At 54.5% G+C, this 23,566-nt stretch carries 29 protein-coding genes; 3 read left to right on the forward strand and 26 right to left on the reverse strand.

Annotation, left to right across the window (positions count from 1 at the left end; translation table 11 throughout):
* Positions 1-87: 87 nt before the first annotated feature.
* From panD to MKZ15_RS13735, 11 genes are all read right to left on the reverse strand, one after another.
* Positions 88-471 (reverse strand): aspartate 1-decarboxylase, encoded by a 384-nt coding sequence (gene panD / locus MKZ15_RS13685; protein ID WP_155605320.1) that lies wholly within the window; start codon positions 469-471, stop codon positions 88-90.
* On the reverse strand, positions 471-1,373 hold the full coding sequence (gene panC, locus MKZ15_RS13690) for a pantoate--beta-alanine ligase (protein WP_339816553.1): 903 nt from the start codon (positions 1,371-1,373) through the stop codon (positions 471-473). Before panC ends, panD begins: the two co-directional genes overlap by 1 nt.
* Positions 1,370-2,248 (reverse strand): 3-methyl-2-oxobutanoate hydroxymethyltransferase, encoded by an 879-nt coding sequence (panB, locus tag MKZ15_RS13695; protein ID WP_155605322.1) that lies wholly within the window; start codon positions 2,246-2,248, stop codon positions 1,370-1,372. Before panB ends, panC begins: the two co-directional genes overlap by 4 nt.
* A 302-nt stretch (positions 2,249-2,550) precedes the next feature.
* Positions 2,551-3,531 (reverse strand): biotin--[acetyl-CoA-carboxylase] ligase, encoded by a 981-nt coding sequence (locus tag MKZ15_RS13700; RefSeq protein WP_339816557.1) that lies wholly within the window; start codon positions 3,529-3,531, stop codon positions 2,551-2,553.
* The gene (locus MKZ15_RS13705; protein WP_339816558.1) at positions 3,509-4,960 is read right to left on the reverse strand and encodes a CCA tRNA nucleotidyltransferase; all 1,452 of its coding nucleotides are present in this window, start codon (positions 4,958-4,960) and stop codon (positions 3,509-3,511) included. Before MKZ15_RS13705 ends, MKZ15_RS13700 begins: the two co-directional genes overlap by 23 nt.
* Positions 4,961-5,026: 66 nt before the next feature.
* Positions 5,027-6,187: an N-acetyl-alpha-D-glucosaminyl L-malate synthase BshA gene (bshA, locus tag MKZ15_RS13710; RefSeq protein WP_193416005.1), complete on the reverse strand. Its 1,161-nt coding sequence runs from the start codon at positions 6,185-6,187 to the stop codon at positions 5,027-5,029.
* A 39-nt stretch (positions 6,188-6,226) separates the two neighbouring features.
* Complete coding sequence (gene bshB1 / locus MKZ15_RS13715; RefSeq protein ID WP_155605325.1) at positions 6,227-6,940, reverse strand: bacillithiol biosynthesis deacetylase BshB1; 714 nt, start codon at positions 6,938-6,940, stop codon at positions 6,227-6,229.
* Positions 6,937-7,359, reverse strand: a complete 423-nt coding sequence (mgsA, locus tag MKZ15_RS13720; protein WP_155605326.1) for a methylglyoxal synthase — start codon at positions 7,357-7,359, stop codon at positions 6,937-6,939. Before mgsA ends, bshB1 begins: the two co-directional genes overlap by 4 nt.
* Before the next feature lie 15 nt (positions 7,360-7,374).
* A complete protein-coding gene (gene dapB, locus MKZ15_RS13725; protein ID WP_155605327.1) occupies positions 7,375-8,181 on the reverse strand; it encodes a 4-hydroxy-tetrahydrodipicolinate reductase in 807 nt (268 codons plus the stop codon).
* A 22-nt stretch (positions 8,182-8,203) separates the two neighbouring features.
* Positions 8,204-8,734 (reverse strand): tetratricopeptide repeat protein, encoded by a 531-nt coding sequence (locus MKZ15_RS13730; RefSeq protein WP_193416003.1) that lies wholly within the window; start codon positions 8,732-8,734, stop codon positions 8,204-8,206.
* Positions 8,735-8,790: 56 nt separating this feature from the next.
* Positions 8,791-9,099 (reverse strand): nucleotide pyrophosphohydrolase, encoded by a 309-nt coding sequence (locus MKZ15_RS13735; RefSeq protein WP_155605568.1) that lies wholly within the window; start codon positions 9,097-9,099, stop codon positions 8,791-8,793.
* A 209-nt stretch (positions 9,100-9,308) separates the two neighbouring features.
* On the opposite strand from MKZ15_RS13735, the gene MKZ15_RS13740 reads away from it, so the two are divergent.
* Positions 9,309-10,178 carry a YitT family protein gene (locus MKZ15_RS13740; RefSeq protein ID WP_155605329.1) on the forward strand — a complete coding sequence of 290 codons (870 nt, stop codon included), beginning with the start codon at positions 9,309-9,311 and terminating at the stop codon, positions 10,176-10,178.
* 236 nt (positions 10,179-10,414) lie between these two features.
* Here the strand turns inward: MKZ15_RS13740 and MKZ15_RS13745 are convergent, their stop codons facing one another.
* The 6 genes from MKZ15_RS13745 to MKZ15_RS13770 all read right to left on the reverse strand — a co-directional run bounded on the left by MKZ15_RS13745 (position 10,415) and on the right by MKZ15_RS13770 (position 14,912).
* Positions 10,415-11,338 carry a sporulation protein YpjB gene (locus tag MKZ15_RS13745; RefSeq protein ID WP_339816562.1) on the reverse strand — a complete coding sequence of 308 codons (924 nt, stop codon included), beginning with the start codon at positions 11,336-11,338 and terminating at the stop codon, positions 10,415-10,417.
* Positions 11,339-11,396: 58 nt separating this feature from the next.
* Positions 11,397-12,023, reverse strand: coding sequence for a DUF1405 domain-containing protein (locus tag MKZ15_RS13750; RefSeq protein ID WP_155605330.1), 627 nt, complete (start codon positions 12,021-12,023; stop codon positions 11,397-11,399).
* A 107-nt stretch (positions 12,024-12,130) separates the two neighbouring features.
* On the reverse strand, positions 12,131-13,006 hold the full coding sequence (locus tag MKZ15_RS13755) for a menaquinol-cytochrome c reductase cytochrome b/c subunit (protein ID WP_193416001.1): 876 nt from the start codon (positions 13,004-13,006) through the stop codon (positions 12,131-12,133).
* Between the two features lie 66 nt (positions 13,007-13,072).
* A complete protein-coding gene (locus MKZ15_RS13760) occupies positions 13,073-13,744 on the reverse strand; it encodes a cytochrome b6 (RefSeq protein ID WP_155605332.1) in 672 nt (223 codons plus the stop codon).
* Between the two features lie 16 nt (positions 13,745-13,760).
* Complete coding sequence (locus tag MKZ15_RS13765; RefSeq protein ID WP_155605333.1) at positions 13,761-14,303, reverse strand: ubiquinol-cytochrome c reductase iron-sulfur subunit; 543 nt, start codon at positions 14,301-14,303, stop codon at positions 13,761-13,763.
* Between the two features lie 171 nt (positions 14,304-14,474).
* On the reverse strand, positions 14,475-14,912 hold the full coding sequence (locus MKZ15_RS13770) for a DUF2487 family protein (RefSeq protein ID WP_339816563.1): 438 nt from the start codon (positions 14,910-14,912) through the stop codon (positions 14,475-14,477).
* A 169-nt stretch (positions 14,913-15,081) separates the two neighbouring features.
* On the opposite strand from MKZ15_RS13770, the gene MKZ15_RS13775 reads away from it, so the two are divergent.
* Together MKZ15_RS13775 and MKZ15_RS13780 are read left to right on the forward strand one after the other, a co-directional pair.
* Positions 15,082-15,561: a winged helix-turn-helix domain-containing protein gene (locus tag MKZ15_RS13775; RefSeq protein WP_193415999.1), complete on the forward strand. Its 480-nt coding sequence runs from the start codon at positions 15,082-15,084 to the stop codon at positions 15,559-15,561.
* A gap of 21 nt (positions 15,562-15,582) precedes the next feature.
* Positions 15,583-16,887, forward strand: coding sequence for an MFS transporter (locus MKZ15_RS13780; protein ID WP_339816564.1), 1,305 nt, complete (start codon positions 15,583-15,585; stop codon positions 16,885-16,887).
* Between the two features lie 69 nt (positions 16,888-16,956).
* On the opposite strand, the gene MKZ15_RS13785 is transcribed toward MKZ15_RS13780, so the two are convergent.
* From MKZ15_RS13785 to thiM, 9 genes are all read right to left on the reverse strand, one after another.
* A complete protein-coding gene (locus tag MKZ15_RS13785) occupies positions 16,957-17,142 on the reverse strand; it encodes an IDEAL domain-containing protein (RefSeq protein WP_155605337.1) in 186 nt (61 codons plus the stop codon).
* Between the two features lie 22 nt (positions 17,143-17,164).
* Entirely contained in the window at positions 17,165-17,671 is a 507-nt protein-coding gene (locus tag MKZ15_RS13790) for a gamma carbonic anhydrase family protein (RefSeq protein WP_213623014.1), read from the reverse strand.
* A gap of 154 nt (positions 17,672-17,825) precedes the next feature.
* Positions 17,826-18,914 (reverse strand): hypothetical protein, encoded by a 1,089-nt coding sequence (locus tag MKZ15_RS13795; RefSeq protein ID WP_155605338.1) that lies wholly within the window; start codon positions 18,912-18,914, stop codon positions 17,826-17,828.
* Between the two features lie 115 nt (positions 18,915-19,029).
* Entirely contained in the window at positions 19,030-19,629 is a 600-nt protein-coding gene (locus MKZ15_RS13800) for a histidine phosphatase family protein (RefSeq protein WP_339816566.1), read from the reverse strand.
* A 72-nt stretch (positions 19,630-19,701) separates the two neighbouring features.
* Positions 19,702-20,304 carry a zf-HC2 domain-containing protein gene (locus tag MKZ15_RS13805; protein ID WP_155605340.1) on the reverse strand — a complete coding sequence of 201 codons (603 nt, stop codon included), beginning with the start codon at positions 20,302-20,304 and terminating at the stop codon, positions 19,702-19,704.
* Positions 20,301-20,894: a sigma-70 family RNA polymerase sigma factor gene (locus MKZ15_RS13810; RefSeq protein WP_248550566.1), complete on the reverse strand. Its 594-nt coding sequence runs from the start codon at positions 20,892-20,894 to the stop codon at positions 20,301-20,303. The genes MKZ15_RS13805 and MKZ15_RS13810 overlap by 4 nt, the downstream gene beginning before the upstream one ends.
* 321 nt (positions 20,895-21,215) lie before the next feature.
* Positions 21,216-21,896 carry a thiamine phosphate synthase gene (gene thiE / locus MKZ15_RS13815; protein WP_339816567.1) on the reverse strand — a complete coding sequence of 227 codons (681 nt, stop codon included), beginning with the start codon at positions 21,894-21,896 and terminating at the stop codon, positions 21,216-21,218.
* Positions 21,893-22,711 (reverse strand): bifunctional hydroxymethylpyrimidine kinase/phosphomethylpyrimidine kinase, encoded by an 819-nt coding sequence (gene thiD / locus MKZ15_RS13820; RefSeq protein WP_339816568.1) that lies wholly within the window; start codon positions 22,709-22,711, stop codon positions 21,893-21,895. The genes thiE and thiD overlap by 4 nt, the downstream gene beginning before the upstream one ends.
* Positions 22,708-23,556: a hydroxyethylthiazole kinase gene (gene thiM / locus MKZ15_RS13825; protein ID WP_155605343.1), complete on the reverse strand. Its 849-nt coding sequence runs from the start codon at positions 23,554-23,556 to the stop codon at positions 22,708-22,710. The genes thiD and thiM overlap by 4 nt, the downstream gene beginning before the upstream one ends.
* Positions 23,557-23,566 lie beyond the last annotated feature (10 nt).

Below are 23,566 nucleotides of genomic sequence, written 5' to 3' on the forward strand. Positions count from 1 at the left end.
AGGGCCCGGCTGAATTCAAGATTCGACGCCGAGCCCTCCCCCTGAGTCCACTTCGTGTCCGAAGATGACTTTATGAACTACCTTATTTTAGCGGATCATGGCGTGAAGTTCTTGGTGCGCCTTCTCCACCGGCTTATTGTTCTCGTCAACGAACACAACCGTTGGTTTATGGCTGCGTACCTCTTCCGCCGACAATTGGGCGTAAGAAATGATGATGACACTATCGCCCGGCTGCACAAGACGTGCTGCCGCGCCGTTCAAACAAATGACGCCGCTTCCGCGAGGCCCCGGAATCACATAAGTCTCCAGGCGGGCACCATTGTTATTGTTTACGATTTGCACTTTCTCATTCTCTAGCAGATCAGAAGCCTCCATCAATTCCTCATCAATCGTGATACTGCCGACGTAATTCAGATTTGCTTCCGTCACCGTCGCGCGGTGAATTTTCGATTTCATCATCGTTCTATACATCAGTCGTTCACCTTCTTCGTTAAGATAACGTTATCGATCAGCCGAGTCTTGCCAAATTTCACGGCAACCGCGATCAACACGTCGCTCTGTCGTCCGGCTACATCAAGCCGGTCTCCGCCCGCCAGCGGGGACAGTCCCGGAAAATCGGCAATCTCCACATAATCGATCACGGCCAGCGGTTCAGCTCCAATCGAATCGCGCAGTTCGGCGAGCACCTCTCCTGCGGTCACGTTGGCTTCCGCATTTGCCTTAGCCTGAACGGCCAGCAGGCTGCGAGACAGGACAAGTGCGGCCTGCCGCTCTTCCGCACTCAGGTATACGTTTCGGGAGCTAAGGGCAAGGCCATCGGACTCACGCACAATCGGACAAGGAACGATCTCAACATCAAAATTCAAGTCCAACACCATCTGCGCGATGACCGCCACCTGTTGGGCATCTTTTTGCCCGAAATAAGCCCGGTCTGGCTGCACGATATGCAGCAGCTTGCCAACGACGGTCGTAACGCCGTCAAAATGACCCGGACGCGACGCCCCGCACAAGACGTGCGTTAAATCGGCAACCTTAATATTCGTTCGCGTCGGTTGGGGATACATCTCTTCAACGCTGGGTAGAAAGACAAAATCTACGCCCTCCCGCTCGGCCAAGGCCAGATCTTTCTCGGGATCTCGGGGATACCGCTCAAAATCCTCATTAGGGCCGAACTGGATCGGGTTAACGAAAATGCTTAGAACCACCAAGTCGTTCTCCGCCCGCGCTTTGCGCAGCAAGCTGGCATGCCCCTCGTGCAAAAAACCCATCGTCGGCACGAGCGCGATCTTGATTGGTTTTCCATTCCTTGCCGCTGTGAACCGCGCTTCCTTCAACTGTTCACGAAGCGGTCGTATATTTGTAAAGGTCATCATGACCGGACTTCCACCTTTCCTTTACCGTACAACGTACCCAGGGATTCCTGCACGCTTTGATCCGCACGGAAGACATGCTCTTCCGCCGGGAACGAACGATTTTTGACATCGGCCACGTATTCCGATATGCCGCGACGCACCTGTGCTCCGAGGTCGGCATATGTTTTGACGAACCGTTTGTCCCGGTAATCCGCGGTATATTTCAAGACGTCATGGTAGACCAACACTTGGCCGTCACAGCCGCGCCCTGCCCCAATACCGATCGTCGGAATGGATAGCTCCCGGGAAATCGCCGTTGCCACCTCTTCAGTAACCAGTTCCAGCACAACGCCAAAGGCGCCGGCGCGTTCCAGCGCTTTGGCATCGTCCATTAGCCGCTTGGCATCCGCAGCGTCCTTGCCCTGCACCCGGTAACCACCGATCTGATTGACCGATTGCGGCGTCAAACCGATGTGCCCCAGTACCGGAACACCTGCTTGCACGATAGCCTGAACGGCCCCGGCAATCTCTGCGCCGCCTTCCATTTTGACGGCGTGAGCATGGCCCTCCTGCATCAATCGGCGGACGTTCCGCAGCGTTTCGTCGATGCTTCCGTGATAGGTCATAAACGGCATGTCGGTGACAATGAACGTATGCTGCGCTCCGCGTGCAACCGAACGGGAATGGTAAACCATGTCGTCCAGCGTTACGGGAATCGTCGAGTCATACCCGAAAACCACGTTGCCCAACGAGTCCCCAACTAGCAGCAGATCCGCCCCCGCCTCCTCGGCCAACTGGGCCGACGGATAGTCGTATGCGGTGATCATGGCCAGCGGGATGCCGTCCTGCTTCATCTTTTTCATTTTTACGATATTTAAAGCCTGTTTACCTGCCATTTGATCCATCTCCTTCGGTTTAGGGGGTGTGCGAACCTTGAAAAAACGCGCACAACAAAAAAACCTTTTAGTTTGGCACTAAAAAGGTCCGAAGTCCAAAGAAGAGTTCATTCCTCGTTCTTCTGTCTCGGTCCTTCTTACGGCTCAGAGCAGAATCCAACGCAACTTGATCGTGGCTGTTCATGTCGTCATCCGACAGTTGAACATTCACTTTACATACCTCCGACGAGCGCCCGGAGTGCAGTTCGGATCTTTACCGATACCGCCTCCTGTGCTCAGTATAACAAATTACGTTCTATTTTTCATCCGCCAAGTTGTACTTCTCCAGAGAAAATCGTGAAATGTTTGCCATCTTGATCCAACAGCAATAAGGCACCGCTAGGATCCAAGCCGGTTGCCGTACCTTTTAGCACCCCATTCGGGGTATGAACGGCAATCTCGCGGCCGAGTGTTACCGACAGCGCCTCCCACAAATGCCCCACTGGCGCAAACCCTTCCTGCGTATACAGCTCGTAAAGCTGCTCCATTTCAGTCAGGACTGCGCCAATAAGTGCGGTCCGATCGATTCGGCGTCCGCTCTCCAGCGACAAGGAGGTGGCGATTGGCGTCAGCTCCTGTGGAATATCCTTCGCCTCCAAATTTACGTCAATACCGATGCCGGCAACAGCAAAACGGATCAACTCGTCTTCGGCGACCGATTCAACGATGATGCCGCACAGCTTTCGTCCGCCCACCAAGATATCGTTGGGCCATTTGATTCCGGCATCTACGCCGCCAACTTTGCGCACGGCGCGGCACACCGCCACCGCCGCAAGTAAGGTCAATTGCGGTGCGATCGATAAAGGCTGCCGTTCCGGTCGCAGCAGCAGGCTCATCCAAATTCCCTTGCCGGGAGGCGAATACCAACGCCGGCCTTGACGCCCGCGCCCGGCTGTCTGCTCTTCGGCAAGTACCAGCGTGCCATGCGGTGCCCCTTCTTCCGCCAGCTTACGAACCTCCTCCTGCGTGGAGGGAGTTGATTCCAGCAGCTTCAGTCTCCGCCCGAACATGCGGTTTCCTTGCAGCGCATGCAGCAAGCCGGTTTGGCTCAACTTGTCCGGCTGGCGAATCAGCCGATATCCTCGCCGCGGCGCCGACTCGAATTCATAACCTTCCTCGCGCAGCTTGGCAATTTGTTTCCACACTGCCGTCCGGCTGATCGATAGTCGGCGACTGAGCTCCTCGCCGGATATATATTGCCCCGGATGCTCCAGGAGCATGTCAATCAAACGATTTGCTTCCATTTTCCTTCCCCCCCGTTTCGACATGTTGAAGAAGGGTCTGCCGATCATTGGGCAGCTCACCTGCGGCAACCGCAAGCAGCAGTTCCCGCAACAGCTCGCTAAGCCAAGGGCCGCCTTTGCGGCCGGCGGCTTGCAGCACTTCGCCGCCGCTGACGGCGAGCTCCTTCAGAGTGTGCACGCGCACCTCGCGGTGCCAACGGGCCGCGTTGGTCAACATGGCCTGGCCGGCCTGCCGCCATGCGTCGTCGCCCGAGGCCGCTTGCAGCACCGCCTGCTGGCGGCGCAGCCACAGCCCGGCGGTCTCGCGGCCGAACGCGACCTGCAGGCCGATCCAGCCGCGCCGCTGCTCGTGCTCGCCCGGCGCCCCGGTCTGGATGGCTTCCCATGCCTCGTCAAAGCGGACGATCCCAGCCGCCTCCTGGGCGGTCTGGTTCGGGAACGTCCAGCTTTTGAGCAGCGGGGAAGCCGCCTCGCCCGGGGCGCCTAGGGCTTGCAGCAGCAGCGACCAGCGCAGCGCCGGCGGCGCGGGCTCCAACAGCGGCAGCGCGCCCAGCAACGCGCGGCGTGGCGGCTCGCGATGCAGCAGGCGCTGCGCCAGCGCCGCTTCTGCGCCGAGGGCCTCGCCGCCCGCGTCCGCCACCGCCTCCGGCGCGGCCGGTCCCTGCGCCGCTTTCGCATGCCGCAGCAGCCCGCTGCGTTCAAGCAGGGCCAGCCCGCGGAGCGGGTCCGGGCCCAGCACGATCTTCTCCAGCTCCATACGCACGCGTTCCGTCGCGATATAACCAAGCTTGTCCCTGCCATCAAGGAGCGCCTTCCACAAGCTCTTGACTGGGCGGAAGCCAAACGTCGAAGCAAACCGGACGGCTCGCATCATCCGCAGAGCATCCTCCTCAAACCGTTCTTCGGCAACGCCAACACAGCGGATCAGCCCACGCTCAATATCAGATCGGCCGTCAAACGGATCAACCAGCTCCCCATCCAGCCCACGGGCGATGGCGTTCATCGTAAAATCGCGCCGCCGCAAATCCTCGGCAACCGCATCCACAAACTCCACCGAAGCCGGACGACGGTGATCCGCGTAATCCGACTCCTTGCGGAACGTCGTCACCTCGAACGCCTGACCTTCCATCAGCACCGTCACCGTGCCATGTTGAATTCCCGTCGGAACCGTGCGTTCAAACAGGCGAACCACCTCGTCCGGTTTGGCCGAGGTGGCGATATCCATATCGTGGACCGGACGCCCCATCCATTCATCGCGAACACAGCCCCCGACGAAAAAGGCCTGGTGCCCGCCATCCCGCAAGACGCGCAGCACGTTCTCCCCTTGCACCAACATGAGGGGGTCAACCTGACTCCAACGAATCGTCTCGATTGCGGACACCTCCCTTCCAATTAACTTTAATCTATCGTAATCCATACGGCACAACAAGCGCAGGGCACCTAGCCCTGCGCCGATTCTGTCTTTAGGTTCCCTAGCCCTCTCGCCAATTCAACTCTAGCTGCAAGCCGGATTCAAAGTTGGCAGCTGACGATTGAGCACACGGTAATAAATCTCTTCATAAGCCGCCGTCGTCATCTCGCTGCTGAATTGCGTTTTCGCCCGGTTCAAGCAAGCTTCGCGTATCCGTGCAGCTAGATCAGGGTCCTGCAGCAGCGCGATGCAGTGCTCCGCCATCTGCTTCGTATCGCCGATCGGGGCGAGGAACCCCGTTTCTCCGTGGGTCACCAGTTCCGGAATCCCGCCGGCGATCGAGCCGACCGTCGGCACGCCGCAAGCCATCGCTTCCAGGGCGACCAGGCCGAAGCTTTCCTTCTCCGACGGAAGCAGCAAGACGTCAGCCATTGAAATGACATGGGCGATATCATCCTGTTTGCCGAGGAAATGCACCCGGTCGGCGAGGCCAAGATCCTTGATTTTGCATTGGATTTTTGGCAACTCCGGCCCTTCACCGACAAACAGCAGTTGGGACGGAACCTGCTCGTTCACTTGATGAAAAATATCGACGACATCGCTGACCCGTTTCACCGGTCGGAAATTCGAGACGTGCATCAGCACTTTCTCGCCTGGCGCGGCAAAATCCATCCGGCAGCTCTTCGCGTCCCTTGGATAATATACCCTTTCGTCAACGAAGTTGTACGTCAAGTCAATATCCCGGGTGATGTCCAGCACTTCCCGGGTTTCCCGCATCAAATCGCGCGAGACCGAAGTCACAGCGTCGCTTTCATTAATTGCCAGCCGAATCAAATCCTTCAGCGATTCGTCTTGCGCCAATACCGTAATATCTGTCCCATGCAGCGTCGTTACGACCTTTAACGAGTCGCCTACCATCTGTTTGGCGAGGAATGCGCAAACGGCGTGCGGCACCGCATAGTGCACGTGGAGAATGTCCAGGCCTTGCGTTTTGGCTACTGTGGCCATTTTGGTCGCTAGGGACAAATCATAGGGCGGATAACGGAAAACGTAGTAATCGCTAACCTCAACTTCATGGTAAAAAATGTTCTTATGGTAACTCCCTAAACGAAAAGGAACGCTATGCGAGATAAAATGGACTTCGTGGCCCTTTTCCGCCAGCAATTTTCCCAGCTCGGTGGCCACAACCCCCGAACCGCCCAAGGATGGATAACAGGTGATGCCGATTTTCAAAAATGGTTCCATATGGTGGGGGCCTCCTTTGTTGTTGTTCCCTCTTCCAGCTTATGTGCGTAGGGAGCCGAATAGATTTACCGGATAAGCCGTTTTCGTCATGAACCCTTCCGCAAACGGGATCAGTGAACGCTGTCCAATCAGCGAGTCCCGAGCTTTCACGCGTTCCACATAGCCCTGGTTAAGCGGGGTCAAGGCGACGTCTTCGCCCGGCGAACCCGCCTCGAACTGAGAACGGTAGCACCGCAGAGCCCGCTCTTTTTGCTCGTAGATTGCGCTCACGTCGACGACCAAATCCGGCGTTTTCCAATCATTGATGAAATAAAAATAAAGCTCGGGCGCAGGCACCGCCGGCTTGTCCGGCATAAACCGGCGCAGTTTGGCGTTAAATACCGCAGCCTCCACCAGCTTGCTGCCATCGATATGGTCGGGATGACGATCCTCCCAGTACGGGGCGAACACGAGTCGTGGTGCGAACCGGCGAATGACCTCGGTGACTGCAGCCAGTTGTTCCGCCGATCCGGTCAACCCGCGATCGGGTAGTCCCAGATTGACACGGGTCGCCAAGCCCAGCACTTTGGCAGCCGCTTCGGCTTCCTCCTTGCGTAGGACGGGATTGCCGTTGGAGGACAGCTCAGCTTCGGTCAAGTCGCAGATGCCGACACGGTAGCCCGCGGCGGTATGCTTGGCGATTGTGCCGGCCATACCGATCTCGGCATCGTCTGCATGCGCCCCGAAGATCAGAATATCCAGCTGTTCGCTCATTTCGTTAACCCCGGTTTGTGCATCTCTACCAACTCGCGCCAGCCGAAGTCGCCGCGGTCCAAGGCACGCACCAGAATTTCCGCCGTCGCCATGTTGGTCGCTACCGGAATTCCATGCACGTCGCACAAACGCAGCAGTGCGGTGATATCGGGTTCATGCGGCTGCGCCATCAGCGGATCGCGCAGGAAAATGACCAGGTCCATCTCGTTCTGAGCAATTAACGCGCCGATCTGCTGGTCCCCGCCCAGCGGCCCCGACAGAAACCGATGGATTTTTAACGATGTATTATCCATAATCTGCTGTCCGGTCGTTCCGGTGGAATACAGCCTTTTATCTTTAAATACATGCTCGTAAGCGATGGCGAAATTGACGATATCCTCTTTCTTGCGGTCATGAGCAATAAATGCGATGTTCAACATATGCTATTGTCCCCTTTAATCTTCCATAAAATGGTCGAAACCGTAAATCATGCCCTTGCATTCGATCACTTTCTTGATCGCCAAATTGACCCCCGGCATGTAGCCGGCACGATCATAGGAATCATGACGAATTTTAAGCGTCTGGCCGAAGCCGCCGAAAATGACCTCTTGCTGGGCAAATACGCCCGGCAAACGAACGCTATGTATCCGGAAACCGTTATAATAACCGCCCCTTGCCCCCTCAATCGTCTCTTCCTCGTTCGGGTTCCCTTGGCGCAACTCCTCCCGGCTCTGAGCGATCAACTCAGCCGTCTTCACCGCCGTCCCCGAAGGGGCATCCAGCTTCTGGTCGCCATGGTATTCGATGATTTCCAGGTGCGGGAAATACTTCGCCGCCTGTGCTGCAAATCGCATCATCAAAATAGCCCCGATGGAGAAGTTCGGCGCTATCAACCCGCCGATATCTCGGGCTTGGCAGAGCTTGTCCAGATTCTCGATTTGCTCCGGCGTAAACCCGGTCGTACCCACAACCGGCGAAACGCCGAGCCGGATCGCCAACTCAGTGTTGGCGTAGGCGGACTGCGGCGTTGTGAAGTCGACCAGCACCCGCGGCTGCGTCTCGCTGAGCGCTTGCTCCAAATCGCCCGTCAACGCTACGCCGCAGGCCGGAAGGCCGACCATCGTTCCGGCATCGAGCCCGGCATCCGACAAATTCACGGCGGCAACCAGTTTCAGCTCCGGATCCTGGAGCACCATCTTCACCACTTCTCTACCCATTCTGCCAGCGGCTCCCGCCACGGCTACTTTGATTGGTTCCGACATCTTGATCTCCTCGCATTCTCTACTATGATGATTGCTTGATTTGATGCTTCAAGCGCTGTTCCATCTCTTTCAGCTGTCCGGCCGCACCGGCATCCAAAGGAAGGGCCGACGCTTCGCGTACGGCCTGGAGCGCCAGTTCGTAGCATTCCAGCTCGCCATAGGCGATGGCCAGCCATACCTGTGCATCCAACGACAACGGATCGAGCTCCACGGCGCGCTTTAGCATGCGGGCTGCCGGTTCGGCTGCGGATTTCCGCTTGTTGCCCGCCTTCTCCAGCTGCCGTCTGGCCATTTGGGTTAATTCCATGGACTGCAAACGGTCGTAATGCAGTTTATATTCGTCCTGCGCGGGCTCCAGAGCTGCAGCCAGGCGTGCATGTTGAAGCGCCTTATCCAGTTGCCCGCTCCGGGCGCAGGTAATCGAGTACCGATAATGGATATCCGCGTGATCGGGTTGATCGTCCAACGCTCGCTCGAACCAGTGCATGGCCTGAGCAAAGTCGTTTTCATAGATGCTTCGGTAAGCTCTTTGCAAATAATCCTCCGCCTTCATGTGCTATCCCCCTTTACTGTAGGGATGATCATACTAACAGCATATGAAGGATGACCCTATTCGGTGTCCTTTTTCGTCCATCGATCCGCATCTCGGGTCGCGAATTTATGCATGACCCGATCATGGGCCTCGGTCAAATTAATGCCAAGCGAATTAGCAAAGCAGATCGTAATGAACAGAATATCGCCTAACTCCAGCTCGATGGAATTATCCGGCTCGTCCTTCTTCTTCGGCTTTTCGCCGAAGGCATGGTTGACCTCACGGGCCAGCTCTCCTACTTCCTCAGACATTCGAGCCAGCATGGTTAGCGGGCTGAAATATCCTTCTTTAAACTGCGATATGTAACGGTCTACTTCGCGTTGCATATCCGCGAGAGATTTCTCTGTGTTCGTATCCAAGCGCCGATCCCTCCGCCGTTTGTCCCGTTTTCCCCTATGTTATCGTAAGTAGGTGACGAAAACAAATCATTTTTTAATCTGCATGGAAAAAGGTATACTAGGAGAGGCAGATCTAACCAAATGCCATTTATCGTTGGAATGACAACAACTACTTTAGGGACAGGTGAATTTTTTTCATGGAATCAAGCAAATTTTCCGGAATTCTCAAAACGCTGCTGCCGATCTTATTGGGTACGGCCATCTATGCGTTTGGACTCCTTTATTTTATCTTGCCCAACCAACTGATGGAAGGCGGGGTCACCGGCATCACGCTGCTGCTGAACTATGCGTTTGGCATCTCACCTTCGCTTTCGAACCTGCTGCTGAATATCCCTTTGTTTCTCATCGGATGGAAGATCCTTGGCGGACGACAAATCATCTGGACCGGGATCGGGATCGGCTCGCTGACCTTCTTCCTATGGCTGTTCGAGCGGATGATCCGTGGCGGCTGGATCCTGCCGTTCGAGACACAAACGGATTATATCCTCGTTTCGTTATATGCGGGGGTAACGCTGGGGGCAGGTCTTGGAATCGTATTCCGTTTTGGAGGGACGACGGGAGGCTCTGATATCGTGGCCCGGATACTAGGGCGCAAATACGGGTTCAGCATGGGACAGGTCATATTAACACTGGACATCGTCATTATCGGATTGTCGCTCTTCTATATTAGGAAGGAAAATATTTTGTATACGCTTGTGGCTGTGTTTATCGCCTCCAAAGTCATCGATTTTATTCAGGAAGGCGCGTATTCCGCCAAAGCGTTTACGATCATCAGCGATCATGCGCCGGCGATTGCCGACATCATCACGAAGGAGATGGATCGCGGCGTGACGTTGATTCCGGCGATTGGCGCCTACTCCAAGCAAGCGAAGCATATGGCCTATTGCGTCGTGTCGCGTCAAGAAATCCGGCGACTCCAGTCGATAGCAAAGTCAGTTGATCCGCGAGCGTTCATTATCATCAGCGACGTGCATGACGTGCATGGGGAAGGGTTCAAGGAAGATTAAACGCGAAGCAGACATCACAAAAGCAGAGAGGCTAAGGGAATCCTTTGCCTCTCTGCTTTATTAATCCAACCCGAACATAAATTTAGCGGTAAAATATGTCCTTATTTCGCCTCAAAGTCACTTATCTCGATAATACCATTTTTTACCCTTATCCAGCCGAAATCCGAGTTTCCCGCAACAAAAAGGGGATCCTTTACCGCTATCGTCCGCTATCGCCCTTTATCGTTCGCCATCACTTACAGCCTGTACCTACGCGTGTCCTCTTCCCTGCGTTGCTCCCGCACTGCGGTAACCGTTTGCGAGGCGCGATACTTGCGAATTCCCGTGTAGGTCAGGGCAAGTACGATCCAAAGCCCGATCAACCCGCTCCAATACCACGGGCTGTCAAAGCCGGTAACCGGCAGGAATACAGGCTCGTCTCCCCGTCGTCCGAACAACCCTTTTAGCACGCCTCCCCCTTGAGAGATGGCCTCCTTCAAGGCTGCCTCATCCCAGGTTCGTTCCCCGCTCAACCGACCGACATATGACAACCAGGAGTCGAACTGATTGACATTGGAGGGCGGGCGTCGAATCACTGCGGCAGGACGTACCACTTCGTAATGGCCCTCTAAGGCCTGGAACGCCTTGCGTACCTCCGCCGGTTTCCCGCCCGCACGCGCGCGGTTCATCTGCTGCAAATTATCGGCCATGACCTTATAATACTGCTGCCATAAGGCCTTGTCCGGATGTAGCAGACTGTTTACCGCCAGCCGCAAGCGAGCCGAGGATAACGCCCACTCTTCTGGCTGGACCTCCGCCTTGACCAGCGTCTCCTTGGTGTCCATAATCGTTTCGGCCAAGGCATGGATTCCCTCCACCGACGTCAATCCCTTAAAAGACACGCCTTCCAGCGCGCCGATCAACGTGTCCATGTCGGCCAGCGCCTCTGGGGCATTTCCTTGCTGCATATGTTCATACAAACGCTCTGACGCCGCTTCGAGCTGCTTCAAACGCTCACTGCGCTCCTGCTCCGACAAGGATGGCGCGGCGGTCGATGACGTTCCTGCCTTACTCCCGGTTCCGTTCCCTACCGGTTGAGCTAACACCACCGTGTTCCAGAGCAGCATCGCGGCAAGTAAAGCCAGTGCGGCTGCAGTTCCTTTCACCCAAGATCTTCTCACGGACATCCCCTCCCTACCTTCATGGTATGGCAGGCTGTCCACCGTTAGAACCTTGCTCTTAGGCGCGTTTAGCCTGTTTCAACGCAAGCCAACCGGCTGCAATACTGGCTAACGTTAAAACCACAGTAAAGACGGCAACCTCGGATACATGATCCCATAAGGTCTCCGGCAACCAAGGATAAACCTCATACGTGTAGTCCACGGTATCGTTGAGCAGCGTCCAGGCACCCGCTCCCAGCAGCATTAAGGGCCCAAACTTGTACAATCGGACAAACAGCAGCGATTCCACCGCCATCGCCAAGTGGGAGGCAACCAGCATCCAGTCCTGCCAAACGAGATCCCCGCCCTGATACGCACCGGCAAAAATCATCGACACGGCCCAAACGCCGTATTTCACGCTCGTCACAACGGCCAATCCCTCAATTAAGGTGCGTATGCGAAAGTATTTCTTCAATGGTCCCGGAAACAGCAGAAACAACAAGCTTAGAGTAAAGAATAAGCTCGCCGTCGGGCTATCGGGAACAAAAATGATCTGCCAATGCGGATGGTTTTGCCAAGTATCCGCCAGTTGGGCATCATACCAAATGTACCCATAGACCGTTCCTAGCAGGTTACATACAAACAAGGCCCAGAGAATGAAACGGGAAGATAGAAAAGACGTACTCCAAAGATCCGATAGTTTCAACGTGATATCCCTCTTTTATATGAAAATGGCACCGGTCTCATGAAATCGGCGCGCAAGCTTAAAAAAACCTGACCGCATCACGATCAGGTTTTCACATACTTCTTATTTTACTGTTCCGCTTTTTGTTTCGCAAGCCATTCGGCCAAGTGGTCGATGTCCTGATCCGTCAGTCCGGCACTAATTGCCGTATCGTACATTGGAGGCATCTTGCCATTTAAACCTTCTTTAATAATGGTAAGAATCGCTTCCTTGTCATGCTTGTCGCCAACTCCACGCAGTGAAGGTCCGCCCGCTCCTTTTAGGTCCGCAGCGTGACACGATACGCAAGTGGCTTTCTTATAAAGCTCCATCGCCGGATCTTCTTTGTCCACGATGGCGACCTCTTCCTGTGATTTTGCATTGGACGTCGGCAACCCTTTTTCCCGATTTTCCCGAGCTTTCTCTTCCCGCTGAATATGTTCCGGCACCTGTCCCGTCGCTTCCAGCTCATGCTGGTAATGCGTCCAGGCGAAGTTCGTCAAATATACAACTGCGGCAATCGACAGCAACATGAGCGATGAAGCGATCGGACGTTGATAGAAGCGACGCTCCTTGCCCCGATCTAGGAAAGGTGCTAGCAGCAGTCCACCAAACATCACGCCTGGAATGCCCATCGTACCCAATACGACGTAATCGCCGGAAGCATACGGATATTTCAAATATTGATACAGAAACAGGAAGTACCAGTCCGGCATCGGAATAACCGAAGCGGTCGGATTGGCCGGGAAGCCAAGCGGAGCCGGTTCTGAAATGGTCAGCACCAGGAAGCCGACGAGCACGACGACGCCGACCATCCATTCCTTCAGCAAAAAGTTAGGAATGAACGCTTCCGACTTGCCGGGATAAGCCGTATAATCCGGCGGCGTGATAAAGCCTTTGCCCTTGCGGACGCGGGAATCGCCGACGAATACGACTTTTTCCTTTGAATTGTCATGATGAGCCATGTCCCTTTCGCCCCCCTTCTCTTATAGAAGTAGTTCAATATTCATCTTTGGATCACGAAGCACTTCTTACAGCGGACCGGAAATCCCTTGTCTGCGGATCATGATAAAGTGACCAACCAGGAGGATCAACAATACCGCCGGAAGGAAGAACACGTGAATGGCAAAGAACCGGGTTAACGTTTCCGCGCCTACGATAGAACCGCCCTGCAGCAGCTCCTTAATGACCGGGCCTAGCACCGGTACGGAGTTGGCGATTTCCAAGGTTACCTTCGTGGCGAAATAGGCTTTGTTGTCCCATGGCAGCAGATATCCCGTCAAACCAAGACCGATCATGACGAAGAAAATCAACATCCCGACAATCCAGTTCATTTCACGCGGCGCTTTATAGGAACCGGTAAAGAAAACGCGAAGCGTATGTAGGAACATCATGACGATAACCAAGCTTGCCCCCCAGTGGTGCATCCCGCGGACGATTTGGCCAAAGGCGACCTGTGTCTGCAAGTACTCCACACTGGCATAAGCGTTAATAATATCAGGAACGTAATACATGGTCAGAAACATCCCCGACAAGATCTGGATGACCGTGATAAAAAACGTCAAGCCGCCGAAGCAATACACAAACGCGGAGAAGTGATGCGCCGGGTTGACGTGCTCCGGAACCTCGTGATCGGCCACATCGCGCCAGATCGGCGTGATATCAAGACGTTCGTCAATCCAGTTGTACACATTTTTAAACATCCGAATCTACGCCTCCTTATTTCACGATGGTGTTCGGGATGATATCCCCCAGGTAAACCCAATCGTCCTTAATCATAACCTTGTACTCGTCAAGCGGCTTCGATGCGACCGCCAACTGCTTGCCTTCCTTGGTGTAATGCGCACCATGGCAAGGGCAGTGGTATTCATCCGGAAAATTAGTATCGTTATTCCATCCGATCGTACATCCCAAATGCTTACAAATCGGTGAAAGCGCATAAATATTTCCGCTCTCGTCCTTGCGAATCCAAGCCGTAAGGGAAGCCGTACTTAGGTACCAGCCGTCTTGCTGCTTGAGCTCGAACGAAAATTCCTGCGGTTCGCTGGTGATTTTACTAACTTCCACAACTTTGACGAAAGCACCTTCGCCCTTCTTATGCAGAATCGGATCAACCGCGAAACGAACCATAGGAAGCGTCACCCCACCCACCATGAATGCAGTGGCGCCCCCAAGCGTGTATGTAAGAAATTGCCGACGGGACATCTCTTTGCGAATAGGCGGTTTATGCGAGGTTTCCTGCTGGTCATGCTGATTGCTCATATGTCTTCAACCCCCTTTGTCAAGCAATTGTTTCCGTACGTTTCAATGATAAATATCACAATATCGCGTAAGACATATTAATAATATATTAGCGTTTTAAGAGCGTCAAGAATTTGACACATTTTTTTGGGCACATAAAAGCTTGTCGTTCTTGAAATTGTCGATATTTTGTCACAATCCCAAACCCTTCTTTGCTTGCCACAATTCTTGTACGGCCACCTTCACTTGTCCTGCGGCGCCCTCCCTGGAATCCGGCGAAAAGCGGTGTAATGTCACGATTAAATCGGCATCCGGCAGTTCCCCATCGGACCATTCAAATTCAGCGGAGACGACAAGGACATGAGCAAACCCGCTAGACTTGACATTTCGGCATACGTCATTAATTGCCTGTGGCAAATCCTGTGTTCGATATTGGAAAGACGGGTACGTGACCACTCTCCCTTTGAAAGGAATTTCTACCCAATCAAGGATATCTCTCAGTCTTTCCAACTTTTCCGTTACTTCATACGGACGTTCCAAGCCGGTTAATCCCGTTACTGGAATCACGCAAGTGTCCAAATATGGGCGCAGCTCCTCCCAAGCGGAAGCTTCAATTTCACTGAATTTCATGTGATAACCCCTTTTTCGATTCATGTCTCCCCATTATAAACAGGGATCCTTGACAAATCCATCCTTCTTGTTTTACTATCGATCTGGAATCCAGATCGAACTGCAATTCAGATTGATTTCCATATCCAGTAAGAATTTTTAACACCTTGCTAAACAAGGAGGAGGAAAAATGAGCAGCAACAAGAAGGCTCCTATGCCTATCAGCGCCGAGCAAAGCAAGCTCCTCGAAAGCGCCTTACGGATCAAAATCCTGAACGTGTTGGCCAATGAAGCTCACACCTCCAAACAGGTTGCGAATCTGTTGGGCAAGACCCCCGGCAACGTGCATTATCACATCCAGAAGCTGTACGACGGCGGGCTGTTGGATTTAGTCAACACCCAGACGGTTGGCGGCGTTGTCGAGAAGTATTACCGTTCTAAGACAACGTTCTTTAAACCGGAACAGTTCACTGAATTCAATTATCTCGAAGATGAGCCGCCATACCGGGCTGCGACCCGGTTACTTCTATCCCCGGCTCAATATCAGGATTTCATCGACGAGCTCGATGCCCTGATCCGCAAATGGGAAGCCAAGGACACCGATGGAGCCGAATACGGCGTATTATTCACCTTGGGTCGCGTGCAGGACAGCGACTCGGGTTCCGATTAACTAGAAGGAGGATCCGCATCTATGAATCTTGAAACTTCACAACAGGAAGAGGGCGCAGCCAGACAGGCGATCCGACCTGCAGACGAGCCCGCAGCCAAGAACCCCTTCTCAGGATTCGCGGAGCCGTTCCGTAAATCCAAAGCATTCCCTTATTTGTGGCTTGGACAGCTCGTTTCTTTCCTCGGCAGTTCCATTACCTTGGTCATCCTGCCGATCATCGTCTATTCCTTGACCGGCTCGACGACCACGATGGGCCTGCTTATGGCTGCGTATATGCTTCCAAACATCGTCATGTTGCCTATTTCCGGCACGTTGGTTGACCGTTATAATCGCACGAATTTAATGTTACTGACGGATTTGCTTCGCTTTGCGGTCATGGTCATCCTCTCAGCTTTACTGTTTGCGAACGCTTTAACGATTCAAATGCTGTTTATCCTGGTCACCTCGTACGGCTTAATGGACGGCTTGTTTCAACCCGCTTATGCGGCAACTCGTGCCACCGTGTTTACCGCCGACATCCGCAACTCCGCCAATGCGCTAACGCAGATCAGCAATCAAGCGGTTCGCTTGATCGGCCCGTCTCTGGGCGGCGTACTGGTCACATTCTTCTCAGCAGGCTGGGGAGTTGCGCTTGATGCCATGTCCTATGTCGTTTCGTTTCTTTGTTTATATGCGCTTCGGAGGCTCGTTCCCTATCAACCGAAGGCTGCAGGCCATAGCGCGGGCATGGGCGCTGACTTCAAGGAAGGTTTGGTGGTGTTGAAAAGCAAACCTTGGCTCTGGATCACCATCCTAGCCTTCTCCTTAGTCAACATCTGTTTTGGCGCCATCGTCACTGTGGTTATCCCTTGGCTATTCAAAATCCACCTGGATTTGCAACCCTATGTATACGGCATCGCCGTGACCTGTTCAGGAGTGGGCGCCATTGGAGCCGGCTTGCTCTTTGGCACGAAGAAACGTTTAAGACACCGCGGCCTAATCGCTTACGGTGGAGCTTTGATTAGCGGTATTGCCCTTCTGCTGATGGCCGCAGCGCCAGCTCCGGCCGTACTCTGCGCTCTCTTTGCCGTAGAAGGATTCGGAATGATGATGTTTGGCCTGATCTGGGAAACCAGTATGCAGGAGATGGTTCCGCAGGAGACGTTCGGCCGCGTGGCCAGCCTGGATATGCTGGGGTCGTTCGCCCTGCTTCCGGTCGGTTATATCATCGTCGGCTGGCTAGCTGACTCTATCGGCGGCCTGCAAACGATCGCGCTGTTTGCAGCGATCGGTTCTTTGGCCCTTCTGGCCGTCATGTTCACCCCGGCCGTCCGGAATTATGATTAACGCCACTGTTTACAAAAAAAACCGTCCCATCCGTTCATCCTTCATGTGAACAGACGGGGCGGTTTGCCTTTAGCGCTCTTCCAAAGTTTTCAGTTCATCCGTCAGGAGCCGGAAGGCATCCTCATCGCCATTCGCCAAGGCGGTGTCGATCTCGCTGTAGATCTGTTCCGAGCGATGCTTCCGGAGCGCTTCGTCCCATATCATTTCCGCCGCCAATCCAAGCATTGCTTCATAAGTAACCTTCATCTGATCCATAGGATGCACCTCCAAACCATCGTTAAATGATCCTATATTCTTTTCCTTTCACCACATAGCTTTCCGTCGTCCGCCGCATTCGCTCTAAATCGTCTTCGGTTAGCTCCCGAACGACTCGGGCTGGTGAACCCAGAGAAAGAGTATAAGGTGGAATTTTTGCATTTTCCGTCACTAAAGAACCTGCTCCTACTAAAGCATATTCACCGATATCTGCGCCGTTTAGGACGATCGCCCCCATACCGATTAATGTGCCTGTGCCTATACGGCATCCGTGAATGATAGCGGCATGTCCCACGGATACGTGATCGCCAACGATCAAGGGCTGAGAAGCATTGACATGTCCAATCACGCCGTCCTGAAGATTGGTACGTTTACCAACGACGATTTCCGCTAAATCGCCCCGAAGCACCGCATTATACCATATGCTGGACTCGCTTCCTATCCGGACGTCTCCAATCAGCTTGGCTCCTTCCGCGATAAATACGCTGCCGTCGACCTGAGGTAATTTTCCTTGGTACGGGATCAACATCGCCACTCACTCTCCCTCTTGATTTGCGAGTGATTGTACCCATTCGAACTGCTCTTTGTCAACGGGTTCGAAGTCGTTTATTCCCCTGCATTCACCAAGGCCAAAGCATCTGCATTAGAAGTTATGTAAGTGCGTTGATCGCTTTCCTCAACGCTTAGGCCTTATGAATGAGCTGAACTGCTTGTTTTCCAAACGGAGAAGCCTGTACATACCGTTCATGCCTCTCGTCTTCGCCAAATCGAACCATGCCTAAATGAAGCATCATTTGCAAGATTCGCTCTTCAAAAATCGAAGCGGGAGAGTCATAAAAAAACGGCTTAATCAGCATTTCAACCCTTTCAAACAGCGAGGGTACCGTCACCCAATCTTTCGAACAGCAAATCATCCAGTAGACTAGAGACAGCAAGTTAGGAATGGGCCCTTTATATAATCTTAACCAAAAGCGGACGAACTGTATCATAGGCTCCTTGCGTTCCTCCGCTAGGTAGGACGCTCCCCCATCCGTCAATTCTAGTCGATGGTTGTTCTCCTGAATGAGGCGGGAATGGTAGGCATAATCGTAAAGCAGCGCTAATCGGTTCGGATAATCCTTAAAACGGCGGCCATACCCGAAACGCCAACCTTTGCCAACTAATCCCTCGGACACGTGAAGCGATTCAAGGATCTGCAACTGATTTCTCCGGTACATGACCCCTTCGCTGTTTAACGGAATATCGTGCCGGGACACGTATTGCAGGAATAGCAGCAGGTCGGTGGACAGCATATCCGGCTCCTCCCGGTACATCGGCGGTTCGGCGGCAGCCACCTTCACTTCGGCAAGAAACCGGCGTTCGAGGGTTTCTCGGAACCGTCTCTTCAAATCCTCAGGAACCTCGAACAGATAACGGGTCTGCTGGGTCGTTCCATTAAATAGCCAACCCTGCTGGCGAAAGCGGGTGATCATCTCCCGTGGACTTTCCCGCTCCTTGGCATCCTCGGTAAACCGCGAGCCCTGCGCGCAAGCGATCAGCTCCTCCAAGCTGAACTGACGGCGTCCGTCGAACAGCAGGGTGTTCAGGAAGCGGAAATCCTCCAAACTCATGCCGCCAATATGCCGCTCGATAAAATCGCGACGGCCTACCGTCTGCAGGATGGATTGAATCAATTCATGCTTCGAATGCCCGCTGCATTCGCAGTCGTAATGATCCGCTATTCTGCTGAGTTGTCCGATATCGGCAAAAGTGAGCATATCCGCCAGATTCATAGTTTTACCGCCTCGCCGTTTTAATCCCATTATGGGAAGGTTTTCCGGCGTTTATTCCCGAAATCCGAAATTATCCCGAAAAAATAGCAAAAAAAATAAGCCGGCCTAAGCCGGTTTACTTCGGTTCCTTGACACCTTCTTGCAAGTGACGTGTGCAATTATATAATCGCAAATCCCAAGAATTCTCCATTTTCTCCAGAATCGTTAAAGACAAATTGCCAATCCGCTCCTGGCATTTCTCCTGGTACAAGGCGATATAAAGCTGCGCCAGCAGACCTCCATGCGAAACAACCAACACATTGTTGCTCGGGTAACGCTCCGCCAAATCAGCCATAAAGGACAAAGCCCGCTGGCGGATTTCCTCGTCTTTCTCCTGCCCCAGCTCATGCTGGTCCCAATCCTTGCCCCATAACGTTTCTCTTTCCACCAACGTCATGCCCTCGACCTGACCAAAGGAACGTTCCATCAACCGCGAATCAGGATCGTACAGCGGAATCCCCAGCGTCACGGCCAAGATTTCACCGGTCTCGCGCGCCCGTGACAAGTTACTCGTCAGGACGAAGTCCCAGCGGTATTCGCCTTCCTCTTTCAATCTCTGGCCGAGCAGTCTGGCTTGTCGCCGTCCCTCGTCGTTCAAGGGGATATCGCTCTGCCCTTGAATTCTACCTATCGCATTCCAATCAGTTAGTCCATGGCGAATCAAACCAACGAGCATAACCATCCCCCTTTAGATGTAAAAAACGCCCCGCCCGCTCCAATAGCGGAAGAAGCGTTTGTTAACCCAAGTTTATCTTCTGGTACGGCGGAGTCCTTTCCAGGAAAAGAGCGCCAGCAACATGCCTGCCATAGACAGTACCATCCAGTATTGCGGATAAGCCGGGCCCATTTGCACGGCAAAAGGCTCTACAATCCCACGCGAAGCGCTAGGCATGGCGAACGAAAAATCCGCGTATGCATCTGTCTCCGAGCCGGCCGCCGCGACAGCAGTCGGCAGAATCCCGGTCATCGGCTCGGCAGCTTTCTGGTTCGACGGGGTATGATCCATCAATAGGAAAACAAAGCTGCAAAGGAAGATAGCCAGGAAACTGGCGGCCCAAAATACGACCCTACGCCGGAAACGGCGGGTAACGCCGCGCTTGACGTCAGGGGCCAGCCAAGGGGATTCGGCATAAATCCGATCCATCACTCGCCGATTTACCGTTTCTGCCTGCTCCTCCGTCACTTCCATCGGTATGTACTGCAGCATGTCCAGGCTTTCTTCCCATTGTTGATATTCGTCTGCGCAAGACTCGCAGCCCAAAAGATGCCGCTCCAGCAAAATCCGCTGAGGGTGTTGTTCGGGCAGGTCCCTTAACAATCCGAACAATTCTTGGGCCTCTCTACAATTCATCTGCTTTTCATCCCTTCGTAATGCTCGTAGATGGGTTCATAAAAGTAGGGTTCAAGCTGACTTTTTACACTGCTGCGCGCCCGGAACAACAGCGACTTCACGGCGCTAACACTTTGTCCCAGAATATTCGCGATCTCTTGATAATCCAATTGATCGTATTCGCGCAAGATCAAAGCCGATCTTTGCTTCTCCGGCAGATTGTTGATGGCTTCTCTCACCATGCCCACTTTCTCGCTCCGTAATACCGCTTGCTCGGGGACGACATCGTTTGAAGCTACGGGAACGATCCCGCTTTCATCCAAGGGGACATTGCCGTTTCTTTGTTTGCGAAGTTCGCTGAGCACCGTGTTACGGGCAATCGTATACAACCAGGTGGAGAAAGAAGCATCTAACTCTCTGAAGGAATGCAAGCTGCGAAATGCTTTATAGAACGTTTCCGAGCATAGATCTTCGGCAAGCAGCTCCATATGAGCGCTCTTTAACATGTGATAAACGAAGGCCAATATCTTCCGCTGATACCTTCGCATGAGCTCCGAGTACAGTTCCGTATTGCCTTCCTTAATTTCGCGAATCATTTGGGAATCCGTCATTTAGGTGCGATCCTCCTCGCGCTTCCATGGGCCATCTTCCCGTTCGATTCTTACATCAATTATTACCGAACAGGTTTGAAAAAGTTGCGGTTATCTATGTAACTTCGATAAAAAATCTATTCGACATGAAAGCAAAATTAACAGCGTAGCCAAACTTTGAGGATATTATACCACAGGAGTTGGATTTAAAAAAACATCCATTCCTGCATTATTCATGTCAATCGACGACGAAACGCGATTTCTCGTTGCCATAAGCCCCATAAATTGGCAGACCTTTGCCCATTTCAGCAAAGGTCTGTTCAATACAATATGCTAGTGGCCTCAGGATGATTCAGCAATTGACCCCGCAACGAAACGCGTGGCCGCCTCTCGAACGTCGTCTGCCTGCGTGATGGCGGAAATCACAGCAATGCCGTCCGCCCCAGCGCGAATGATTTCGCCGGCTGACTCGATCGTAATGCCGCCGATGCCGACCAGGGGCAAGGCGATCCCGCAAGCGCGTAGCTCGCGGAGAATTCCCGGCCCTTGCGGTGCTTTGGCGTCCGCTTTCGAGGCCGTGGGATAGATCGGCCCGATGCCAAGGTAATCGGCACCGTGCCGAACGGCGGCCTCCGCTTCGGCGAGCGTGTGCGCGGAGACGCCGAGGATGCGGTCGCCGATCCGGGCGCGGACCCGCACGGCCGCCTCGTCCTCCTGGCCGACGTGAACGCCGTCGGCTCCGATCGTAAGGGCCAGTTCCACGTCGTCATTGACGAGGAACGGCACACCACGCTGGCGGCATGCGCCTTGCAGCTGGATGGCGAGTTCCCGCAGCGGAGCCCCGGTGAGCGCGCCCGGCCCTTTCTCGCGGAATTGCACGAGCGTGACGCCGCCGGCAAGCGCCTCTTCCAGCACCCGCAGCGGCTCTATACGGCAGTTCGTGCTGCCGATGACCAGATAAGTCCGCAGCAGTTGGCGCATGCGGGCTGCCTCGATGCGACCGCTTCCGCCACCGTCGTTCATCGGGATACTCCTTGTAAGCGACGGTAAGCAAAATGGTTCGTCGGCCCATGCCCCTGCCCCAGCTCAAGCCCGTGCTCGATCGCCGCTTGAATAAAGGCCCGGGCGGTCCGTACCGCGTCTAGAGCCGGTAAGCCTTTGGCTAACCCCGCTGTCAGCGCAGCCGAGAAGGTGCATCCCGTGCCATGTGTATGTGGCGTGGGAATTCGCCGTCCGACCAACTCCGTGAAGGTCGACCCGTCATAGTACAAATCAACAACCCGATCGCCGTTCTCGGTGTCGTGGCCGCCCTTGAGTACGATCTGCCGCGACCCGTACGCGCAGATACGTTTGGCCGCTTCGCGACGATCCTCCATGGTGCGGATCGACAGGCCGGACAACACCTCCGCCTCCGGGAGGTTAGGCGTAACGATGAAAGCCAGCGGCAGCAATTGCTCGCGCAGCGCTCGCACCGCTTCCGGCTGGAGCAGAGAAGCGCCGCCCTTGGCAACCATTACCGGGTCGACCACCACTTGAATCCAGCCAAAGGCTCGAATCTGGGCGGCAACCGCCTCAATGATTTCCGCGCTGAACAGCATGCCGGTCTTCAGCGCATCTACCCCGAGGTCGGAACCAACCGCTTCGATTTGCTCCGCCGCCGCTTCCGGGGGCAGCGGGTAGACGTTCGTCACGCCCAGCGTGTTCTGAACCGTCACGGCAGTGATCGCCGACATGCCGTAAACGTCCAGCTCCTGGAACGTTTTGAGGTCGGCCTGGATGCCGGCCCCGCCGCCGCTGTCCGACCCGGCAACCGTCAGCGCCTTGGAGATCCGGCTCATCCGACCCACCATCCGCCGGCGCCTGTCGCCTGCATTTCACGCACTGCCGCGTGGCCCTTGAGCGAATGCGGATGAAGCTTCGCCAGCTCGTCGAGGAACGCGATCTGGAAGCTGCCCGGTCCGGCGGCGGCCGTCCGCTCGGCGGCGCGGGACGCGGCGGCGCCATAGAACGCTAGCCCGGCGGTACCGGCCAGCAGCAGATCGCGCTCCACCGCGGCGAAGGCTCCCAGCACCGACGTGAGCAAGCAGCCCGTGCCGGTCACCTGGGTCAGCAGCGCGTCTCCGCCGCTGACAAACCGGCACTGCAGCCCGTCGGTGATGACGTCTTCACGGCCGGTAATCGCCACGACCGTGTTCAGCGCCCGCGCGGCCCGTACCGCGAGTTCGGCCGCCTCGTCCCCCGCGGTGTCGCCGGCATCAACCCCCTTGATCTCGCGGGTTTCCCCGACGAGATGGGCGATCTCCGCCGCATTGCCGCGCAGGAGCGACACCTTTACCTCGCGCAGGATACGCAGAGCCGATTCAGTGCGAAAGGCGGTCGCCCCCGCACCGACCGGGTCAAGCAACACCGGCACGCCATGAGCGTTCGCCGACCGGCCGGCGAGGATCATCGCTTCGACCTGCTGCGTCGACAACGTGCCGATGTTCAAGACGAGGGCCCCGGCGATCTTGGCCATATCAGCCACCTCCTCGGGAGCATAGGCCATGACCGGCGAAGCGCCAAGGGCGTACAAGCCGTTTGCGGTAAAATTCGTGACGACAACATTGGTCATGTTATGCACGAGGGGTTTCGTTTTTTGCACCTTTTCCAGCACATCGGACAGATCTTTTTCCATTAAGCTCATGTTTTCAACC

The sequence above is a fragment of the Paenibacillus sp. FSL R7-0216 genome (assembly GCF_037969915.1).
Taxonomy (GTDB): Bacteria; Bacillota; Bacilli; order Paenibacillales; family Paenibacillaceae; genus Fontibacillus; species Fontibacillus rhizolycopersici.

What these genes read in the sequence shown, in the direction of transcription:
- MKZ15_RS13805 (WP_155605340.1), bottom strand. Translation starts at nt 20,304, where the DNA reads ATGAATTGTAGAGAGGCCCAAGAATTGTTCGGATTGTTAAGGGACCTG.
- MKZ15_RS13800 (WP_339816566.1), bottom strand. Translation starts at nt 19,629, where the DNA reads ATGCTCGTTGGTTTGATTCGCCATGGACTAACTGATTGGAATGCGATA.
- thiM (WP_155605343.1), bottom strand. Translation starts at nt 23,556, where the DNA reads ATGAGCTTAATGGAAAAAGATCTGTCCGATGTGCTGGAAAAGGTGCAA.
- bshA (WP_193416005.1), bottom strand. Translation starts at nt 6,187, where the DNA reads ATGGAACCATTTTTGAAAATCGGCATCACCTGTTATCCATCCTTGGGC.
- MKZ15_RS13775 (WP_193415999.1), top strand. Translation starts at nt 15,082, where the DNA reads ATGAGCAGCAACAAGAAGGCTCCTATGCCTATCAGCGCCGAGCAAAGC.
- MKZ15_RS13755 (WP_193416001.1), bottom strand. Translation starts at nt 13,006, where the DNA reads ATGGCTCATCATGACAATTCAAAGGAAAAAGTCGTATTCGTCGGCGAT.
- MKZ15_RS13765 (WP_155605333.1), bottom strand. Translation starts at nt 14,303, where the DNA reads ATGAGCAATCAGCATGACCAGCAGGAAACCTCGCATAAACCGCCTATT.
- dapB (WP_155605327.1), bottom strand. Translation starts at nt 8,181, where the DNA reads ATGTCGGAACCAATCAAAGTAGCCGTGGCGGGAGCCGCTGGCAGAATG.
- panD (WP_155605320.1), bottom strand. Translation starts at nt 471, where the DNA reads ATGTATAGAACGATGATGAAATCGAAAATTCACCGCGCGACGGTGACG.
- MKZ15_RS13735 (WP_155605568.1), bottom strand. Translation starts at nt 9,099, where the DNA reads ATGCAACGCGAAGTAGACCGTTACATATCGCAGTTTAAAGAAGGATAT.
- MKZ15_RS13730 (WP_193416003.1), bottom strand. Translation starts at nt 8,734, where the DNA reads ATGAAGGCGGAGGATTATTTGCAAAGAGCTTACCGAAGCATCTATGAA.
- MKZ15_RS13770 (WP_339816563.1), bottom strand. Translation starts at nt 14,912, where the DNA reads ATGAAATTCAGTGAAATTGAAGCTTCCGCTTGGGAGGAGCTGCGCCCA.
- thiD (WP_339816568.1), bottom strand. Translation starts at nt 22,711, where the DNA reads ATGAGCCGGATCTCCAAGGCGCTGACGGTTGCCGGGTCGGACAGCGGC.
- bshB1 (WP_155605325.1), bottom strand. Translation starts at nt 6,940, where the DNA reads ATGAGCGAACAGCTGGATATTCTGATCTTCGGGGCGCATGCAGACGAT.
- mgsA (WP_155605326.1), bottom strand. Translation starts at nt 7,359, where the DNA reads ATGTTGAACATCGCATTTATTGCTCATGACCGCAAGAAAGAGGATATC.
- panC (WP_339816553.1), bottom strand. Translation starts at nt 1,373, where the DNA reads ATGATGACCTTTACAAATATACGACCGCTTCGTGAACAGTTGAAGGAA.
- thiE (WP_339816567.1), bottom strand. Translation starts at nt 21,896, where the DNA reads ATGAACGACGGTGGCGGAAGCGGTCGCATCGAGGCAGCCCGCATGCGC.
- MKZ15_RS13700 (WP_339816557.1), bottom strand. Translation starts at nt 3,531, where the DNA reads ATGGAAGCAAATCGTTTGATTGACATGCTCCTGGAGCATCCGGGGCAA.
- MKZ15_RS13795 (WP_155605338.1), bottom strand. Translation starts at nt 18,914, where the DNA reads ATGAATCTGGCGGATATGCTCACTTTTGCCGATATCGGACAACTCAGC.
- MKZ15_RS13740 (WP_155605329.1), top strand. Translation starts at nt 9,309, where the DNA reads ATGGAATCAAGCAAATTTTCCGGAATTCTCAAAACGCTGCTGCCGATC.
- MKZ15_RS13810 (WP_248550566.1), bottom strand. Translation starts at nt 20,894, where the DNA reads ATGACGGATTCCCAAATGATTCGCGAAATTAAGGAAGGCAATACGGAA.
- MKZ15_RS13790 (WP_213623014.1), bottom strand. Translation starts at nt 17,671, where the DNA reads ATGTTGATCCCGTACCAAGGAAAATTACCTCAGGTCGACGGCAGCGTA.
- panB (WP_155605322.1), bottom strand. Translation starts at nt 2,248, where the DNA reads ATGGCAGGTAAACAGGCTTTAAATATCGTAAAAATGAAAAAGATGAAG.
- MKZ15_RS13785 (WP_155605337.1), bottom strand. Translation starts at nt 17,142, where the DNA reads ATGGATCAGATGAAGGTTACTTATGAAGCAATGCTTGGATTGGCGGCG.
- MKZ15_RS13760 (WP_155605332.1), bottom strand. Translation starts at nt 13,744, where the DNA reads ATGTTTAAAAATGTGTACAACTGGATTGACGAACGTCTTGATATCACG.
- MKZ15_RS13780 (WP_339816564.1), top strand. Translation starts at nt 15,583, where the DNA reads ATGAATCTTGAAACTTCACAACAGGAAGAGGGCGCAGCCAGACAGGCG.